This is a genomic window from Nonomuraea sp. MTCD27 (assembly GCF_041950495.1).
In the GTDB taxonomy this organism is placed as follows: domain Bacteria; phylum Actinomycetota; class Actinomycetes; order Streptosporangiales; family Streptosporangiaceae; genus Nonomuraea.
On the sequence record NZ_JBGNUW010000023.1, the window covers coordinates 16,593 to 32,976 of the forward strand.

The 16,384-nt window shown below is 70.5% G+C and carries 17 protein-coding genes; 7 read left to right on the forward strand and 10 right to left on the reverse strand.

The window, feature by feature from the left end; genetic code table 11:
• Positions 1 to 27 precede the first annotated feature (27 nt).
• The 5 genes from ACBJ59_RS48155 to ACBJ59_RS48175 all read left to right on the forward strand — a co-directional run bounded on the left by ACBJ59_RS48155 (position 28) and on the right by ACBJ59_RS48175 (position 4,238).
• Complete coding sequence (locus tag ACBJ59_RS48155; RefSeq protein ID WP_375116742.1) at positions 28 to 1,047, forward strand: MerR family transcriptional regulator; 1,020 nt, start codon at positions 28 to 30, stop codon at positions 1,045 to 1,047.
• 168 nt (positions 1,048 to 1,215) lie between these two features.
• Complete coding sequence (locus ACBJ59_RS48160) at positions 1,216 to 1,620, forward strand: hypothetical protein (protein ID WP_375116743.1); 405 nt, start codon at positions 1,216 to 1,218, stop codon at positions 1,618 to 1,620.
• Positions 1,621 to 1,757: 137 nt separating this feature from the next.
• Positions 1,758 to 2,549: an SDR family NAD(P)-dependent oxidoreductase gene (locus tag ACBJ59_RS48165; protein ID WP_375116744.1), complete on the forward strand. Its 792-nt coding sequence runs from the start codon at positions 1,758 to 1,760 to the stop codon at positions 2,547 to 2,549.
• Positions 2,550 to 2,691: 142 nt separating this feature from the next.
• The gene (locus tag ACBJ59_RS48170) at positions 2,692 to 3,069 is read left to right on the forward strand and encodes a VOC family protein (protein ID WP_375116745.1); all 378 of its coding nucleotides are present in this window, start codon (positions 2,692 to 2,694) and stop codon (positions 3,067 to 3,069) included.
• A 134-nt stretch (positions 3,070 to 3,203) separates the two neighbouring features.
• Positions 3,204 to 4,238, forward strand: a complete 1,035-nt coding sequence (locus ACBJ59_RS48175; RefSeq protein ID WP_375116897.1) for a sigma-70 family RNA polymerase sigma factor — start codon at positions 3,204 to 3,206, stop codon at positions 4,236 to 4,238.
• An 80-nt stretch (positions 4,239 to 4,318) separates the two neighbouring features.
• Here ACBJ59_RS48175 and ACBJ59_RS48180 read toward each other — a convergent pair whose 3' ends face one another.
• Positions 4,319 to 5,278, reverse strand: coding sequence for an ERCC4 domain-containing protein (locus tag ACBJ59_RS48180; protein WP_375116746.1), 960 nt, complete (start codon positions 5,276 to 5,278; stop codon positions 4,319 to 4,321).
• A 220-nt stretch (positions 5,279 to 5,498) separates the two neighbouring features.
• Here ACBJ59_RS48180 and ACBJ59_RS48185 point away from each other — a divergent pair, with 220 nt between their 5' ends.
• Entirely contained in the window at positions 5,499 to 5,993 is a 495-nt protein-coding gene (locus ACBJ59_RS48185) for a hypothetical protein (protein ID WP_375116747.1), read from the forward strand.
• Positions 5,994 to 5,999: 6 nt separating this feature from the next.
• Here the strand turns inward: ACBJ59_RS48185 and ACBJ59_RS48190 are convergent, their stop codons facing one another.
• The 3 genes from ACBJ59_RS48190 to ACBJ59_RS48200 form a co-directional block, all read right to left on the reverse strand.
• Positions 6,000 to 6,293, reverse strand: coding sequence for a hypothetical protein (locus ACBJ59_RS48190; RefSeq protein ID WP_375116748.1), 294 nt, complete (start codon positions 6,291 to 6,293; stop codon positions 6,000 to 6,002).
• A gap of 2 nt (positions 6,294 to 6,295) precedes the next feature.
• The gene (locus ACBJ59_RS48195; protein ID WP_375116749.1) at positions 6,296 to 8,104 is read right to left on the reverse strand and encodes a hypothetical protein; all 1,809 of its coding nucleotides are present in this window, start codon (positions 8,102 to 8,104) and stop codon (positions 6,296 to 6,298) included.
• Between the two features lie 292 nt (positions 8,105 to 8,396).
• Positions 8,397 to 9,344 (reverse strand): helix-turn-helix domain-containing protein, encoded by a 948-nt coding sequence (locus tag ACBJ59_RS48200; RefSeq protein ID WP_375116750.1) that lies wholly within the window; start codon positions 9,342 to 9,344, stop codon positions 8,397 to 8,399.
• Between the two features lie 103 nt (positions 9,345 to 9,447).
• On the opposite strand from ACBJ59_RS48200, the gene ACBJ59_RS48205 reads away from it, so the two are divergent.
• On the forward strand, positions 9,448 to 10,491 hold the full coding sequence (locus ACBJ59_RS48205) for a saccharopine dehydrogenase family protein (RefSeq protein WP_375116751.1): 1,044 nt from the start codon (positions 9,448 to 9,450) through the stop codon (positions 10,489 to 10,491).
• Between the two features lie 85 nt (positions 10,492 to 10,576).
• Here ACBJ59_RS48205 and ACBJ59_RS48210 read toward each other — a convergent pair whose 3' ends face one another.
• From ACBJ59_RS48210 to ACBJ59_RS48235, 6 genes are all read right to left on the reverse strand, one after another.
• Positions 10,577 to 11,641, reverse strand: coding sequence for a VWA domain-containing protein (locus ACBJ59_RS48210; protein WP_375116752.1), 1,065 nt, complete (start codon positions 11,639 to 11,641; stop codon positions 10,577 to 10,579).
• The gene (locus ACBJ59_RS48215; RefSeq protein ID WP_375116753.1) at positions 11,642 to 12,592 is read right to left on the reverse strand and encodes a VWA domain-containing protein; all 951 of its coding nucleotides are present in this window, start codon (positions 12,590 to 12,592) and stop codon (positions 11,642 to 11,644) included.
• A gap of 19 nt (positions 12,593 to 12,611) precedes the next feature.
• On the reverse strand, positions 12,612 to 13,496 hold the full coding sequence (locus tag ACBJ59_RS48220) for a DUF58 domain-containing protein (RefSeq protein ID WP_375116754.1): 885 nt from the start codon (positions 13,494 to 13,496) through the stop codon (positions 12,612 to 12,614).
• Positions 13,497 to 13,501: 5 nt separating this feature from the next.
• A complete protein-coding gene (locus ACBJ59_RS48225) occupies positions 13,502 to 14,497 on the reverse strand; it encodes an AAA family ATPase (protein ID WP_375116755.1) in 996 nt (331 codons plus the stop codon).
• A 20-nt stretch (positions 14,498 to 14,517) separates the two neighbouring features.
• Entirely contained in the window at positions 14,518 to 15,315 is a 798-nt protein-coding gene (locus ACBJ59_RS48230) for a S1C family serine protease (RefSeq protein WP_375116756.1), read from the reverse strand.
• A 141-nt stretch (positions 15,316 to 15,456) separates the two neighbouring features.
• The gene (locus ACBJ59_RS48235) at positions 15,457 to 16,362 is read right to left on the reverse strand and encodes a LysR family transcriptional regulator (protein WP_375116757.1); all 906 of its coding nucleotides are present in this window, start codon (positions 16,360 to 16,362) and stop codon (positions 15,457 to 15,459) included.
• Between the last annotated feature and the right edge of the window lie 22 nt (positions 16,363 to 16,384).

The window sequence follows — 16,384 nt, forward strand, 5'->3', positions numbered from 1 at the left end:
AGTCGCTCGAGGTCCCATAGTGGCGGCATGGACGACAACGGGCTCTACTCGATCGGGGACGCCGCGCGCCGGACCGGTCTGAGCGTCAGTGCCATCCGGTTCTACGCCGACGCCGCGGTGGTCGCGCCCACCCGCCTGACCGGTGCGGGCGCCCGGCTGTACGACGTTCGCGCGATCGCCCGGCTCGAAGTCGTCCGTACCCTCCGCGACCTGGGCACCGGCCTGGACGACATCCGCCGGCTGCTCGACGGTGAGACGTCACTGCGCGATCTCTTCGCGATGCACCTGGAACTCGTCGAGCGGCAGGAGCGCGACCTCCGGGCCCGGCGGGCCGTGCTGCGGACCCTGGTCAAGCAGGGTGGCACCGTCGCGCAGGCGGCTTTGATGCACAGGCTCGTCTCGATGCCGGATGAGGAGCGCGAGCGGCTCATCGACGATTTCTGGAGCGAGGTCGGCGAAGACCTCGACGTGTCCCCCGGTTTCGTCGACCGGTTGCGGACGATCCGGCCCCGGCTACCGGACGATCCCACCGCCGCCCAGCTCGAAGCCTGGATCGAGCTGGCCGACCTGGTGCGGGACGCGGAGTTCCGCGGCGCCGTCCGCTCCTACCTGCGGGAGACCTACTCCACCCCGCAGGGACGGCTCATGACCGCCACACCGGTGCAGGACTTCATCTACACGACCGGGACGAAGATCATGGAGGAGATCGTCGCCGCGTATCGCTCCGGGCTGGCAGCGGACTCGCCACGGGCGCGGGAGGTCAGCGTACGTCTGGCGCACGCGACCGCCGAACTCGCCGGCAAGCGCGCCACCGCCGAGTTCCTGAACCACCTGGCCACCAGGTTCGTCCTGGTCGAGGAGATCGAGCGTGCGGAGCTCCCGAAGGAGACGGACGCCGAGTCGCGGTTCGACAGCACTCATGGCAGGTACCTGTCCCTGGTGGCCGTGATCAACGGGACGCCGGCCGGTGAGGGCGGGGAAGGTCCGGTGCCCTTCGGGTGGATCGCAGCGGCTCTCCGCGCTTCGGCATCCGAAGCCACCTCCTGACCGGCGTGGTGTCAGCGGCGGCGTCAGGGCGGCGACGGCCCGGTGTCAGAGCGGTCGGCGATGGTTGAGCCCATGAACGGAACAGCGAACGCGGCGCCCACAGGCCGCACTCCACCAGCCGTCCGTTCACCCGAACCTCTCGTCGCAGATCTGAAGGAGCACCCCATCATGTCCATCACCCTTTCCGGCCAGGACACGCTCACCCTGCGGACCGCCGCCTGGGGCGCCGTCTCGCTGATGTCCGCCGCCGGTGCCGCCGGCTCGGCCCACAAGGCCGCCACCGAAGGCAGCATCGCCCTGACCTCCGCGACCGGCCCCGTCGGGCACGTGCTCACCAAGGCACCCAAGGGCGTGAAGTACGGCAAGACCGTCGCCGCACTAGCCGACCAGGTGCTCCCGGCCTTGACGGCAGCCATGAGCCTGCTCAAGCAGCAGGACCCCACCGAGGCCGGCAACTTCCGCCGCACCGTCATCGTCGCCGTCGAAGCGGCCACCCGCCCCCACAAGGGCGAGCCCAGCCCCACCATGACGGAGATGGCCCGCAAGATCACCGAAGCCCTCGACGCCGCTTGATGACAGGCCGACCCGCGCAGCCGCCCACGAGACGGGCACCACCGCGGCATGGACGACCCCCCATCGACCGATTCCTTTCGGCGGGCCCCCGAGTCGACAGGTGTGACGGAACTCCGCAGTCCACACCAGGAGAAACGGTGCTGCTCGAAAAGAAGAACGCGATTGTTTACGGAGCGGGCGGAGCGATCGGGAGCGCGGTCGCTCACGCCTTCGCCACGGAAGGTGCACGGGTCTTCCTCGCCGGGCGCACCGGCGCCGCACTGGAGGCGGTGGCGGAGCGGATCCGGGCCTCGAACGGCGTCGCAGAGGTCGCCACGATGAACGTGCTGGATGCGGAGGCCGTCGAGGCGCACGCCGATGCGGTGGTGCGGCAGGCGGGGTCCATCGACATCTCTCTCAACGCCATCAGCCTCCCGCAGACCGGCATCCAGGGCACCCGCATCGTCGACCTGTCTCCGGACGGATTCGACCTGCCCATGGCCACCTACCCCAAGGCCAACTTCCTGACCGCGAGAGCCGCCGCACGGCGTATGACCGGCCAGGGGTCGGGTGTGATTCTGACGATCACGGCGAGCCCGTCGCGGACGGCGGTCCCGCTCATGGGAGGCATGGCACCGGCATGGGCGGCGATCGAAGCGCTGTCGCGGGGGCTGGCCGCCGAGCTCGGACCGCACGGTGTGCGAGTCGTCTGCCTGAACGCGGCGGGCATGCCGGAGACGCCGCAGCTCTCCGAGGTGTACGGCCTGCACGCCGATGCCTACGGCATCAGCCGCGACGCGTTCCTGGCCCGCATGGAGGACCGGACACTGCGCAAAAGGCTTCCCACGGTCGCTGAGATCGCCAACGTGGCCGCCTTCGTCGCCTCGGACCGCGCGTCCGCGATCACCGGGGCGGTCGCCAACCTCACCGGTGGCCTGATCGCCGACTGACCACCGTCAGACCTTGGACGAACCGTCCTGACGCGTGCCACCCATGGTGCGGAGCCTCCAGCCGCCCGGACCGATTCCTTTCGGCGGGCCGCCGAGTCGATAGAGGTGACGGGATCCCGATGGCGACCGAGAGGACACGATCATGACGACAACGACGGGGATCCGGCTGGGCGGCCTGGTGCTGGGCAGCGACGATCCGGAACGGCTCAGCGACTGGTACCGCGCGGCCTTCGCGCCGGCGGCCGGGCCGGGCACCGTGCTGATGGTGGGCGACGGACGGCTGGTGTTCGACCGCCGCGACGATCTCGAGCAGGGCACCCGGGAACCGGGCAGGATTTTGATCAACTTCTACGTCGAGGACATCGACGCGGTCGTGACCCATCTGAAGGCGCTGGGCGTCACGCAGTGGATCCGCCCGGTGGAGCACTTCGGCCCGGGCCGCATCGCGACAGTGGAGGATCCGGTCGGAAACTACGTGCAGCTCGTCGAACTCGCCGACCGGCCCGGCGCCGGACGGTGACGCGGATGGGCCGCACGTACGTCGGCGATCCAGTGGACGATGAGCCACATGCAGCGGAACACCCGGCACCCCGCCTCAACGCCACCTTCGGGACGTTCGACCCGGCGGACGGCGGGCGGGCCCGGCCGACGGTGATGCCGGACAACGACCTCTTCGCCCGGCTGACCTCCCCGTACCGGCCCGAGCTCCTGGCCTACTGCTACCGCATGCTCGGTTCGGTCCACGACGCCGAGGACCTCGTGCAGGAGACCTACCTGCGCGCGTGGCGCTCGTACGAGGCGTTCGAAGGCCGGGCGTCACTGCGCACCTGGCTCTACCGGATCGCGACCAACGTCTGCCTCACCGCACTCGAGCACCGCAAGCGCCGGCCACTGCCGTCCGGCCTCGGCGGTCCCGCCGACGACCCCGAAGGCCCCCTCGCACCGCCGGCGGAGGTGACGTGGCTGCAGCCCTTCCCCGACCGGCTGCTCCCCGCCGGTTCCGGCGATCCCGCCACCATCGTCGCCGCGCGCGCAAGCGTGCGCCTCGCCCTGATGGCCGCCCTGCAGCACCTGCCCCCGCGCCAGCGCGCCGTCCTCATCCTGCGCGACGTACTGGCGCTGCGCGCGGCGGAGGTCGCCGAGATGCTCGGCATCTCCGTCCCCGCGGTCAAAAGCGTCCTGCAGCGCGCTCGAGCACAGCTCGGCCAGGCGGCACCCGCCGAGGACGACACGCCCGAGATCTCCGGCACGCGCCGGCGGGAACTGCTGGACCGCTATGTCGCCGCCTTCGAGAACGCCGACATCGCCGCCCTCATGGAATTGCTGACCGAGGACGCTGTGCTGGAGATGCCGCCCACTCCGACCTGGTTCGCCGGGCGAGAGCCCGTCGGCCGGTTCTTCAGGACCAGGGTTCTCACCGTGCCAGGCGCCTGCCGCATGGTGCCCACCGCGGCCAACGGGCAGCCCGCGGTCGCCATGTACCAGCGCGGCCCGGACGGCGTTCACCACGTACACGCCGTGATGGTCCTCTCGGCCTCCGACGCGGGGATCACGCAGATCGTCGCGTTCCGCGACCCGGACCTGTTCGAGCTCTTCGAACTCCCCCGGACACTCGGCCCCGCTCAGTCCGGCGAATCGGCCGACGCCCCGGACCCCGGTTCGACCACGCCCTACGACCCGACGCCATGACACTCCGGCCAAGGCGCACTATCGTCGGGTACGGGTCGAGAACATCCGGGCCTGGCTCCGATGCGGCCCCCGCCGGTGGCCTACGAATGGGCGCGCCGGTACGCCTGCCACACCTCCGGACGAAGCCGCCCTTTGGCCGGCACGTCCAGACCGTGGTCACGAGCCCAGGCACGAACCTCGGCCGTGCTGGGTTCCGGCATCGTCACGGGCTCGTCCGTCGCCGGTACGGCCGGCGCCGCCTCGGCTGGGTGATCCGCGGCGGCGTAGGCGGCGGCCAGGAACCGGTAGGTCCACTCCTCGGCCAGCTGCCGGCTCTCGCAGAACACGATCGGCACGCTGGGGAAGGCCACCTGCAACTCGGCCATCCCGTCGGCGACCACCGCCGGGCGTACGTATTCCAGCTTGAACACCTGGCTGTAACGGTCCTCCACCACCACCGCGGCGTGCGGAAGGGCGGCCAGCTCGGTCAGCTGGTACTTCAGCCGGCTGTTGAGCAGGGACCCCACCAGGTCGGCCAGGCTCTTGCGCTCCACTGCCGCGTGCAGCGTCCCGGCGATCTCGACGCCGTAGTCGCCGCACGGCATCCGCCGTCGGACGAGCTCGACCTGCTGGCGGGGGAACTTGTAGGCGTACCGCTCGCCACTGTCCACGACGATCGGCAGGGCCGCGACTCCGGAGGCGCGCGCGGTGGGGGTGGTCACGTTCGGGCGGGCTTGCCTGCGCACCCGGGCCGTCTGCCAGAAGATCGCGTCCCGGCCGCGGGCCTTGGTGAAGACGATCTGCGACCGGTTCTCCCGGGCCCGGTCCAGCACCAGATCGATCGCCGCGCCCCGCCGTACACACGAGCGGACCGGAACCCGCTCGACCACCTCCGGCTCGTCCGGCCACTCCTCCGGCCCGACCGGGTAGCAGTAGATCGCCTTCTCCCGCGGCCAGGTGCCGCCCGCGCGCAGGAACAGCCCCTCCCCGAGCGGCAGCCGGATCAGGTAGGGCAGGCGGGACTGCTGATCCGGGTTCCGGACGACGACCAGCTCACGCATCCTGTCATTGTCTCTGAGGGCCACGGGCGTGACGCCATTCCAGGCACGACGCCGCCGCGGCCGGCGGAACCCTACGACAATAGGAAATTCGGGCGATTCGGCCCCGTTGGTTCCAGGAAATAGCGCTCGCAGCGGTAAAGGATGTGTCCCCTCATCGCAGCTCGCTATGGCTGGGGCAGATCCGATGTACGAGCGGAGCCTGCTCGGATAAGGTCCGACCGTGCGCCTTGGTGCGTCTTCGAGGGTAGTTGCCGCGGCACTTGTCTGTTTCGCGGTCCTGACGGGCTGTTCTGGCGAGCCGGAACCACCGCCGCTGGCGGATGCTGTCAAGAAGCTCGTGAGCGATGGGGATGCGGCGACCTCCTGGGTCGAGGCGCGCGTGACAGGGCTGACAAAGGAACGGGCGGACGGTCCGGACCGGAACTCGTCCTGCACGCCCGATGAGCAGCGACGTTTCTACATCGCCAAAGGCAGCTTCGCGGATCCGTCCAAGGAAAGCCCGGTCAACCTTATCGGGCTACTCAAGACGCAATTCTTCAGCAGGGGTTACCAGAACGAGGTCGTCGACAATCTGGACCTTTGGGAAGACGACACGAGCGTTGCCGTACTGGTCAATCCTGAGGCCGGATTGACCTTCATACTTTTCGCCCGTCTGGATTCCACGCCCAACATCGCGATCATCGGCAAGACCGAATGCTACCCTCGCGCCGGCTGAAGCCGGTCACGCCGGATCGGGCACCTGCGCCGCCTCCTTGCGGAGCTGTTCGGCTCGGCGGCGTAGGGCCTCGGCGGTCGCCAAGCACGAGCTTTCGAGATCGGCCATCTCACGCCTGAGACGGACGGCATCCGCAAGGTACCGATCCGCAGCCGCCCCTTTCCAGAAGGGATCGCTATCGCTTGGCCGCGCTGGAATCCCGTCGAACGTCTCGGCAAGGCTCCTGGCGCAGCCGGCGAACGTCGAAGCAAGTGACTCCTTCTCGGCCGCCTCGCGGAGCAGCTGATCCCTGGTAGGCATGATCAACCGCCCCTTATCCTCAGAGCGTTGGTCACAGCGCCCAACATGCCGCCCATCACGGCTTTCCGCAACGTGTTCTGGTCGAGATTCGTGGGCAAGCCATGCCCATTTGCCCTCAGCGAGTCAATCATCGCGTCCACCTGCGCGGCCGCGAGCCTTCGGGCGACATCCTCGGCAGAACCCGGCGTTTTCCCGTCCAAGTAATCCGTGATCATCTTCTTCAGGCTGTCCTTGACGCCATCGAGTATCTTGGCTTTTCCAGTGCCCGGGATCTTGCCTGCCACCGGCAGGAACTGATCTATATAGTCGACCGGCAGCAGCATGTTTCCGGCGAGCCATTCCGCGTACTGGTCGTCGCTCCACTCGGCGTAGGTCGACCCGGACAGCAGCAGGCTCGCCAGTGCCCCCGCCCGCTCGGCGTAGTTGTAGAACGCCGACGCGCTGTAGTTGTCCGAGCCGAAGGGTTGGAAGCGACCCATGTCCATTTCCTGGACATACTCTTGGCCGGCCTTCATCAAGGTATCGGCCGCGACAGGGTCTTGCGCGAGCGCACCGAAGAACCGGGCGGTCACCGCAGGATCGAGCGTGTTCCACGGAGCCCGCGGCGCCAGATAGGGAAGCGGTAGCGGTGGGTATTTCGCTCCCCCGGCCTTCGCCTTCTCGTAGGCCTCACGAGCCGCTCGGTCAGCCTGGCCTCGCGCGAGCTTGTCGAGGACTGGCCCGATGTTCTCGGCCAGCACCCGGCTGATCGGCGAATCGGGAAAGGTGCCGAGACTGCCGCCGATCCAGAGAGAGTGAACGGACCCGATGCTGTTGATGACGACGATCCAGGCACGCTCCTGCACCTCGAACGACCCGAATTTCGGCTGCAACGCCCCGTCCAACGCCTGTGCCAGCGCTGCCTCATAGGCAGGGACGCCGCTTGACCTGATGGTGTAGGCGTCGAGCAGGACTCCCGCCTCTTTCGGGTGTTCGGCCAGGAATCGCTGGAACGCCTCCGGATTCGCCGCGAATGCCGTGGCCAGGTTGTACAGGTTCCAGTTGGGATCGGTGGGAAACGCGTCAGAGTTCGGTGGGCGATTCAGCAGATTGGCCGCCACCCGATTGAGGAACGTGCCCGACTGCGGGGCAAGTCTAACGAGGGCGGTGAGGATGTCGGATGGGGCGCTCTCCACCATCTTCTGCCATTCCGGCCCGAGCCGCCCAGAGCTCTCCGCACTGGCGAAGGCCCTGGCAAGCAGGCCCGGTGAGCCGGTGCCGGCCCGCTTGCCCGCCTCCGGGGTCAGCCCTCGGCGATCCCCGCCGGCTTGCGTGGTCATCCAGTCGCGGAACAACTTCTGAAAGGCCTCGGGGCCGAGTGCGGCCAGCAGCGCCGTGGCGTAGGCAGGGTCGTCGACCCGGCCCCTGAGCGCCGCCATCGCCTTGTCCACCTCGCTCCAGCTCTGCTGAGAGAGGTGCTCATCGTGGAGCTTGAGCGCCCCGGTGATCGCCGCGGCGTCCTCCTCGGCCGCCTGCGCCGCCTCCGTCCGGCTGGTGAAGGGCAGGGTGGCGGTCAGCATGCCCTTCTGCTGCGCCGGCACCATGCGCTTGAGGATGTCGATGCGCCATCTGAGGTCCTGCTGGGACTCGTGGAAGAACGCCCAGGTGCGATGCATGGTGGCGACACCCATGCGGCCGGCCCAGTCCGGACCCGCCTCGGCGATCGCTGCTTCGAGTCCCGGTCGTGTCCGGCCGAGGACGTCCTTGCCCGCCTCCATCCGGCGGATCAGCTTGTCTGCGCCGAGGGGATCGATCCCGGCCAACTCCCCCATGGGCCCTCCCAGAGGGTGTGGCTTACAAGGCGGAAGTAAAGCACGTCTGATACTGCGGGTAAACGCGTTATGCATTTGCGACGGGCTGCGGCGGCGGATATGGCATATGCAGGGGAGGGGACGCATACGTAAAATCGGCAAACGGGAGTTTCTGCCAGTCAGCTTCTGCAGCCGGCCTTGTACGCATAAGATTTCGAATTGCGCTGTATTGCGTAATCCGCGTGCTGAGCCGCCGGGATCGGCTCCGCAAGCGGAACTCGCGCAGGTGCGATCCGGCGTGTGCGCGTCCGTCTCATGCACGGAACGTGCGCCGGTAGGCGTCCGGTGGGACGCCTACCGTGCGGTGGAAGTGGCGGCGCAGTGTTGTCGCCGTGCCCATGCCCGCGGCCGAGGCGATGGTGTCGACGCTGTCGTCCGTGGTCTCCAGCAGTTCCTGCGCGCGCCGGATCCGCTGGGTCAGCAGCCATTGCAGCGGGGTGGTGCCGGTGAGCGAGCGGAAGTGGCGGGCCAGGTGGCGTGAGCTCATGTTCGCCTGGCGGGCCAGGTCCTCCACGGTGAGCGGCTGGTCCAGGCGGCGCATCACCCAGGTGAGCAGCTCGGCCAGGGGGTGGCCGTCCTGGGCGGGCACCGGTGTGGAGACGAACTGGGCCTGGCCGCCGGCCCGGTGGGGTGGCACGACCAGGCGGCGGGCGACCACGTTGGCGACCGCCGAGCCGTGGTCGCGGCGTACCAGGTGCAGGCACAGGTCCATGGCCGCGGCCTTGCCGGCGGAGGTGAGCACGGTGCCGTTGTCGACGTAGAGGACGTCGGGGTCGACCTCCACCTGGGGGTAGCGGGCGGCCAGTTGGCCGGTGTGGGCCCAGTGCGTGGTCGCGCGCAGCCCGTTCAGCAGGCCGGCGGCGGCGAGTACGAACACGCCCGTGCACAGGGAGACCACCCGCGCGCCCGACTCGTGGGCCACGCGCACCGCCTCGACCAGGTCGGCCGGCGGGTCCTCGTCGACGTCCGCCAGGGCCGGGACGATCACCGTGTCGGCGTGCGCCAGCCAGTCGAGCCCGCAGTCCGGCTCCAGGTGGAACCGGCCGACCCGGACGGCCTGCGTGCCGCACACCCTGACGTCGTACCAGGGGCCCGGCAGGGCGTCGGGAGCGGAGCCGAAGACCTCGTAGGCCAGGGCCAGCTCGAAGTGCAGCATCCCGTCGGTGGCGGCGACAGCGACGGAGCGCGGGAACGAGTTCATGTCGGAAATTGTATGGGTCGTGTCGTTTCGGACACTAGGCACAGGTGTGCCAGCAGGGACAGGATTTGCGTACTGAATCACTTCGAAGAACGCGGGAGCAGGCATGGGATCGGGTCAGAACGTGGCGGTGTTCGGCGCCTACGGGCACACCGGGCGGTTCGTGGTCGCGGAGCTGATTGAGCGCGGGTACGTCCCGCTGCTCCTCGGTCGCGACCAGGACAAGCTGGTGGCGCTGGTGGCGGCCCACCCGGGGTTGGCGGCGCGGCAGGCTTCGGTCGATGACCCGGCCTCGCTCGACTGGGCGCTGGACGGCGCGGCAGCCGTGATCAACTGTGCCGGGCCCTTCGCCACGACCGCCGGCCCGCTGGTCGAGGCGGCGCTGCGGGCCGGCATCCCGTATGTCGACGTGGCGGCCGAGATCGAGGCGAACGTCGACACGTTCGCGCACTTCGCCGACCGCGCCCGGGCCGCGGGCACCGTGGTGGTCCCGGCGATGGCCTTCTACGGCGGCCTCGGCGACCTGCTGGTCACCACCGCGATGGGCGACTGGACGGCCGCGGACGACGTGCACGTCGCCTACGGTCTGAGCAGTTGGCACCCCACCACCGGCACGCTCGCTTCGGGCGTGGTCTCGGGGCAGCGACGGGGTGGCCGCCGGGTCCGCTTCACCGGCGGACGACTGGAGTACCACGACGACGCGCTGCCGACCCTGGAGTGGCCCTTCCCGGCTCCGCTCGGCCCGCAGAGCGTCATCGGTGAGTTCACCATGGCCGACGTCGTCACCGTTCCCAGCCACCTGGACGTCCGGGAGGTGCGTACCTACATGACCGCCAAGGCGGCCGCGGACCTGGGCGCTCCTGACCCCTCGGCACCGGCCGCCGTCGACGACCGTGGCCGCTCCGCGCAGACCTTCGTCGTCGACGTCCTCGTCCGCTCCGGCGGCGCGGAACGCCGCGTGGCCGCCACCGGTCAGGACATCTACGCCGTCAGCGCGCCGCTCGCGGTGGAGGCGGTCGACCGCATCCTCACCGGGCGGACCAGGACCACCGGCGTCGCCTCCGCGGGTGCGGTCTTCGACGCCCCTGACTTCCTCCGCGCCCTGTCCACGCACCTGTCGCTGCACGTCCCGGCCGGCACCCGCGGCTGACCTGCGGTCCCGTGCCACGTCCTCCGGGGTCCGGTGCGGCCGAGGGGGTAGCCCCCGGTGGCGCACGCTCCCCCCGGCCGGACCGTCAGCGGGTCGGGGTGCGGGGGCGGTTCCACCAGAGGGAGAGGGACAGGGCCGCGGTGATGAGGACGGCACCGCCGGCGGCGAAGGCGGCGGCCGTGTCGACCTGCCGGCGGACGACGGTGAAGCTGCCGGGGAGGGTGTCGAGGGCGCTCTGGAGCTGGTCGGCGTTCTCGGCGCGGTGGTAGGAGCCGCCGGTGGTCCGGGCTATCTGCTTGAGCGCGGGCTCGTCGATCATGCGGATGTTGCGGCCGCTGTCGAACCTGCCGCGCCCGCCGAAGCCACCGCCCCAGCCGCCGAAGCCGCGGCCGTCGAACTGGGAGTTCTCGCAGACCATCGGGGCCGGGTTCGTGGTGCCGAAGCCGATGGTGAAGACGCGGAGGCGGCGCGAAGCCGCTTCCTGGGCGGCGGTCTGCGGGTCGACGCCCTGGGTGTTCGCGCCGTCGGTGAGCACGACGATCGCGGCGCCGGCGTAGCCATCACCGGAGCCGCCGGTGCCGGGGTCCGCGCCGGTGGGGGCGACCGACGGGTCGACCTCCGCGATCGCGTCGATCGAGGCGAGCATGGCCTGGCCGATCGCGGTGCCGCGGGCCACGGTGAGGTTGTCCAGCGCCTCGACCAACGAGTCGGTGTCGTCGGTGGGCGGGACGACCAGGCCGGCGGTGCCGTTGAAGGTGACCAGGCCGATGCGCGGCCCGCCCCGCTGCGACTCGATGAACTCCGCGGCGGCCTTCCGCGCGGCGGTGAGGCGGTTGGGGTCGACGTCCGTGGAGCACATGGAGCCGGAGGTGTCGAGCGCGAGCAGGATCGTCGCCGACGTCTGCGGCACCGGCACCGACGCCTGCGGTCGCGCGGCTCCGACCGCGAGCAGCGCGAGTCCGGTGATGAACAGTGCCGGGGGGATCTTGCGCGTCCAGCGCGTACGGCCGGGCAGCGCGGTGCGTACGAGCGAGATCGAGGTGACGCGGACGGCGGCCCGCCGGCGGCGGCGTAGCGCCCACCAGCGGATGGCGAGGATCAGCGGGATGATCAGGACGGTCAGCAGCGCCCACGGCCATGAGAACGTCATTCAGATCACCCGTCCGGACCGGAGCACGGTGAGCGCCGCTCCTGCGGTGAGCAGCGCGAGGGCGAGCCCGATCAGCCCGCCGGCGAGGGGCAGCGGCTCGTCGGAGACGGTGAGCCGCAGGTCGATCGTGTCGGCGATCCCGTCGAGGCGCGCGGCGTCGGAGGCGGGGTGGTAGGCGCCGCCGGTGGTCTGCGCGATCAAGGTGAGGGTGTCCTCTTCCAGCGAGGTCTGCAGGTGGTAGCCGTCCACCTTCACCGTGGCCCCGGCCGCGGTGCCGACGCCGACGGTGTGGATGTGTACGCCTGCCTGCTGGGCGAGGGTGGCGGCGCGTTCGACGTCCCGGCCCAGGTTCTGGCCGTCGGAGAACAGCACGATCGTCGCCGACGGCCAGTAGCCGAGGTCGGGCGCGGCGCCCTCGCTGTCGACGGCCACCTCCTTGCCGGTGATCGCCATCAGCGAGGCCGTGATGGCCGTCTCCAGCGAGGTGCCGCCGGCGATCTTCAGCCGGTCGATGGCCTTGAGCGCGATGGAGTGGTCGGCGTCGGGCCGGGCGGTGGTGTGCGCCCCCCGTTCGAACGCGACGACCCCGATGTCGACGCTGTCGGGCTGCGCCGCCACGAACGCGCGGGCCGCCCGCTGCGCCGCCGCCAGCCGGGTGGGCTCGACGTCGTCGGCGCCCATGCTGTTGGAGACGTCCATGGCGAGGATGACGGTGCCCGAGGTCCGCGGGACCGGCACCATGGCCGCCGGTCCGGAGGTGGCGATCGCGAGCACCCCGACGCCGGCGACCGTCAGGCCGATCCCGAGGTACGCCCGGCGGCCGTCCGGCGCGGCGACCCCGGCCGCGGCGAGGGCGGCCGTCCGGCGGCGCGCCGAGACGACGGCAGCCCAGGCCAGCGCCACCGTGAGCAGCAGTCCGACGGCCAGGAGCAGCGGTGAGGACAGGGTCATGAGGCCTCCTTCGCCGACCTCATGACGACCGGTCCCGGGTACGGGCGACGACCTCGACGAGCGCCTCGGCCAGGTCGCGGTCGGTGTCGACGCGGTGCACGGGCACCCCGGCCCGGCGCATGCCCGCCGTGAGCCGGGCGTCGCGGGCGTCGACGGCGGCGTGGAAGCGTACCCGGAGCAGCGGGTCGGCGGAGTCGACGACGAGTTGCTCGCCGGTCTCGGCGTCCTCGACCACGATCAGCCCGGCTTCGGGCAGCACGTCGTCGGCCGTGTCCACGATCCGCAGGGCGACCACCTCGTGCCGCCTGGCCAGGCGCTGGAGCGAGCGTTCCCAGTCGCCTTCGCCGATGAAGTCCGACAGCACGACGATGAGCGCGCGGCGGCGCGCGAGCCGTCCGGCCGCGTCGAGCATCTCGGCCAGGTCGGTGGTGGCGCCGCCGTGCGCCGTGGAGGTGCGGTCCAGCTCGGCACCGATCCGCAGCGCGTGCCGCCGGGAGGTGCCGGGCGGCACGACGCGCAGCATCCCGGTGTCGAACAGCAGCGCGCCGACGCGGTTGCCGCCTCGTCCGAACAGCCGGGCGAGGACGAGCGCCAGCTCGGCGAGTACGTCGTGCTTGCCGCGCCCCGGCCGCCCGGCCGTCATCGACGCCGACCGGTCGAGCACGAGCCACACCGTGAGCTCGCGGTCCTCGGTGAACACGCGCAGGTGCGGCTCGTCCAGGCGTGCGGTCACGTTCCAGTCGATGTGGCGGGCGTCGTCGCCCTCGCTGTACGCGCGCAGCCCGGTGAAGTCGATCCCGGAGCCGCGGTACGTGGTGCGGTGGGCGCCCTGGAGCCGGCCGTCGAGCCTGCGGACGACCTTCCACTCCAGGCGGAGCAGGAGTTTCTCGGGGGCGGTGGCCATCGCGCTCAACGGCTCTGCAGGACGACGTCGGGCGCCCGGACGGCCCCGAGCACCCTGGAGACGATCGTGTCGGCGTCGACGTCGTCCGCGAGGGCCTCGTACGACAGCACGAGGCGGTGACGGAGCACGTCGAGCGCGAGCTCGGACAGGTCGTGCGGCAGCACGTAGTCGCGTCCGCGCAGGAACGCCAGCGCCCGGGCGCCCGTGACGAGCGCGATGGACGCCCGCGGGCTCGCCCCGTACGTGACGTACCGTTCCAGCTCGCCGAGCCCGCCCGTCGCCGGGGAGCGCGTCACGGAGACCAGCCGTACGGCGTAGTCGACGACCGCCGGATCGACGTACACCTCCTGAGCGCGGACCCGCATCGCCATCAGGTCCTCGGCCGTCACCATCGGCTGCGGCGGCTCCGGCGGCCGCAGCGCCCGGTCGACGATCGCCCGCTCCTCGGCCTGCGTCGGATAGTCGACGACCACCTTCATCATGAACCGGTCGACCTGCGCCTCGGGCAGCGGGTACGTGCCCTCCGACTCGATCGGGTTCTCCGTCGCCATGACCAGGAACGGCTCCGGCACCCGGAACGTCTCACGGCCGATCGTCACCTGATGTTCCTGCATCACTTCCAGCAGGGCGCTCTGCACCTTGGCGGGGGCGCGGTTGATCTCGTCGGCCAGCAGCAGGTTCGCGAACACCGGGCCGAGCTCCGTCCTGAACTCGCCGGAATGCTGGTGGTAGACCCGCGTGCCCACGAGGTCGGCGGGCACCAGGTCGGGGGTGAACTGGACGCGCTGGAAGCTCCCGGCCATCGCGGCGGCCAGCGACCGCACCGCGAGCGTCTTGGCCAGGCCGGGCACGCCCTCCACCAGCAGGTGGCCGTCGGCGATCAGCGCGACGGCCATGCGCTCCAGCAGGATGTCCTGGCCGACGATCGTTCGCTTGACCTCGAACAGCACCTGTTCGAGTGGATGGGCCTGGGCCGACTCGGGGGACTTGGTCGAGGTCATATGGCGTTCCTTCTCGTCGGTCAGATCAGGGGTCCCTCGCCCGGCGGGCCGTCGCCGTCGGAACCGCCCAGGGCCACGCCGATCGGCACCGCGAACGCGATGCCGGCGAACGCCTCGTCGCCTCCCGGGTCGGCGATCGAGACGACGATCCCGATGACCAGGCCGCGAGCGTCCAGGAGGGGACCGCCGGAGCTGCCCGGGTTCACGGAGGCGTCGAACTGGATGAGCCCGCTCAGGTCCTTCTCGGCGGTCCGGTTCAGGCCCGACACGACTCCGGTGGAGACGCTGTACGTCAGGCCCAGCGGATTGCCGATCGCCACGACCGGCGCGCCCACGGCCACGCCGCCACCGATCGTCGCCGGGACGACGATCTCCGGCAGCTCCGCGGGCTTGAGGATCGCGACGTCGCGCTTGGGATTCGACGAGGCGACGACGGCCTTCGCCTTGGTGCCGTCCGCGAACGTCAGGTTGACGTCCTTGGTGCCTTTGACGACGTGGTGCGCCGTCAGGATCGTCCCGTCCTCGGCCGCGATCACCCCGGTTCCGAGCGACTCCCCTGCCTGGATGACCACCACCGACGGCCCGACCCTCTTGAAGACGTCGGGCACCGCGAGCGTCGCACTGGGCGACGGCGTCGCACTCGGCCTGGGCGCGGCCCCTTCGCCGTTCCCACCACTGCTTCCCAGCCAGTACGCCAGCACCGCCACGACGACAACCACGCCGCCCGCGACGGCGAACCGCCGAGCCCTCCTCCCGGCCACGGCCCCCTGGGCTAGCTGAGCCTCGGCCGCACCGGCCTCCGGCGGCACGCGGTCCATTGCCCCATAGTCATAAATTTCAGTTGAAAGTGCCACAAATTCGCCTGAGAACTTCATGAGAACCGCTCCCCATAGCTCAACGGCGCAGCACGGGAACGGGTCAGGCCCGGGCAGAACGGTCCACCGTCACGGCCGCCTCGATCATCCGCTTCGAGTGAGATCGCAGGTTGCCGCGAGGTTGGTGACGATCTCGAGCAGACGCACGAGCGCGGGGTTGTCGTTACCCGGTCGCCAGATGACGTCGGTGGGGGCGTAGGCGCCGGTGATGGGAACGAAAACCACGCCGGTACGGCGAAGGCTCCGGGAAGAGCGGGCCAGGCGGGTAACGCCGACGCCGGCGGCTACCAGTCCGAGGAGGTTCTGGGGGTTGGCGTCGGTGTGGACGACGTCGGGGATGAAGCCCGCCTCGTGAAAGTGGTCGTTGTAGGCCCGGTGCCAGGGCTCCCATGAGCTCGGCGGGGTGAGGATCCAGCGTTCCTCCGCCAGGTCCCGCAGATCCAGTTCGGTGCGGTCGGCCAGGACGTGACCTTCGGGCAGGACTGCGCAGACGGGCTCGCTGGTCAGCGTTCGGGACGCGAGGCCGTCGGCCAGCGGCGGGCGGGTGAACGCGGCGTCGTAGCGCCCGCTGGTGACGCCCGCCACGAGGGTGGCGATGGCCGTCGACTCGGTAGTGACGCGCACGTCCGTCAACTGCTCGCGCAGGGCTCGGACGATCGGGGGCAGCAGATGGTTGGCGACGGTGGTCAGGAAGGCCAGGCGCAGATCGCCGACCTCGCCCCGCCGCGCCCGCTGAAGGACGGCGAGGGCCTGGTCCGTGCGTTCCAGGACGGCGCGGGCCTCGGAGACGAACGTACCTCCGACAGCCGTCAGCCGGGTGCCACGGCTGTCTCGGTCGAGCAGCCGCACCCCCAGCCGGCGCTCCAGAGCGGTGATCTGCTGGGAGAGTGACTGCTGGGCGATCCTCAGGCGTTCCGCTGCCCGGGTGAAGCTCAGCTCCTCGGCCACCGTGACGAAATACCGCAGTTGCCGCAGCTCAGGATGGGTCACAGCTTCTGACTGTAGCGCGGCA

What these genes read in the sequence shown, in the direction of transcription:
- ACBJ59_RS48195 (WP_375116749.1), bottom strand. Translation starts at nt 8,104, where the DNA reads ATGGGGGAGTTGGCCGGGATCGATCCCCTCGGCGCAGACAAGCTGATC.
- ACBJ59_RS48190 (WP_375116748.1), bottom strand. Translation starts at nt 6,293, where the DNA reads ATGCCTACCAGGGATCAGCTGCTCCGCGAGGCGGCCGAGAAGGAGTCA.
- ACBJ59_RS48210 (WP_375116752.1), bottom strand. Translation starts at nt 11,641, where the DNA reads ATGACGTTCTCATGGCCGTGGGCGCTGCTGACCGTCCTGATCATCCCG.
- ACBJ59_RS48170 (WP_375116745.1), top strand. Translation starts at nt 2,692, where the DNA reads ATGACGACAACGACGGGGATCCGGCTGGGCGGCCTGGTGCTGGGCAGC.
- ACBJ59_RS48180 (WP_375116746.1), bottom strand. Translation starts at nt 5,278, where the DNA reads ATGCGTGAGCTGGTCGTCGTCCGGAACCCGGATCAGCAGTCCCGCCTG.
- ACBJ59_RS48225 (WP_375116755.1), bottom strand. Translation starts at nt 14,497, where the DNA reads ATGACCTCGACCAAGTCCCCCGAGTCGGCCCAGGCCCATCCACTCGAA.
- ACBJ59_RS48220 (WP_375116754.1), bottom strand. Translation starts at nt 13,496, where the DNA reads ATGGCCACCGCCCCCGAGAAACTCCTGCTCCGCCTGGAGTGGAAGGTC.
- ACBJ59_RS48160 (WP_375116743.1), top strand. Translation starts at nt 1,216, where the DNA reads ATGTCCATCACCCTTTCCGGCCAGGACACGCTCACCCTGCGGACCGCC.
- ACBJ59_RS48230 (WP_375116756.1), bottom strand. Translation starts at nt 15,315, where the DNA reads ATGGACCGCGTGCCGCCGGAGGCCGGTGCGGCCGAGGCTCAGCTAGCC.
- ACBJ59_RS48175 (WP_375116897.1), top strand. Translation starts at nt 3,204, where the DNA reads ATGCCGGACAACGACCTCTTCGCCCGGCTGACCTCCCCGTACCGGCCC.
- ACBJ59_RS48205 (WP_375116751.1), top strand. Translation starts at nt 9,448, where the DNA reads ATGGGATCGGGTCAGAACGTGGCGGTGTTCGGCGCCTACGGGCACACC.
- ACBJ59_RS48215 (WP_375116753.1), bottom strand. Translation starts at nt 12,592, where the DNA reads ATGACCCTGTCCTCACCGCTGCTCCTGGCCGTCGGACTGCTGCTCACG.
- ACBJ59_RS48155 (WP_375116742.1), top strand. Translation starts at nt 28, where the DNA reads ATGGACGACAACGGGCTCTACTCGATCGGGGACGCCGCGCGCCGGACC.
- ACBJ59_RS48200 (WP_375116750.1), bottom strand. Translation starts at nt 9,344, where the DNA reads ATGAACTCGTTCCCGCGCTCCGTCGCTGTCGCCGCCACCGACGGGATG.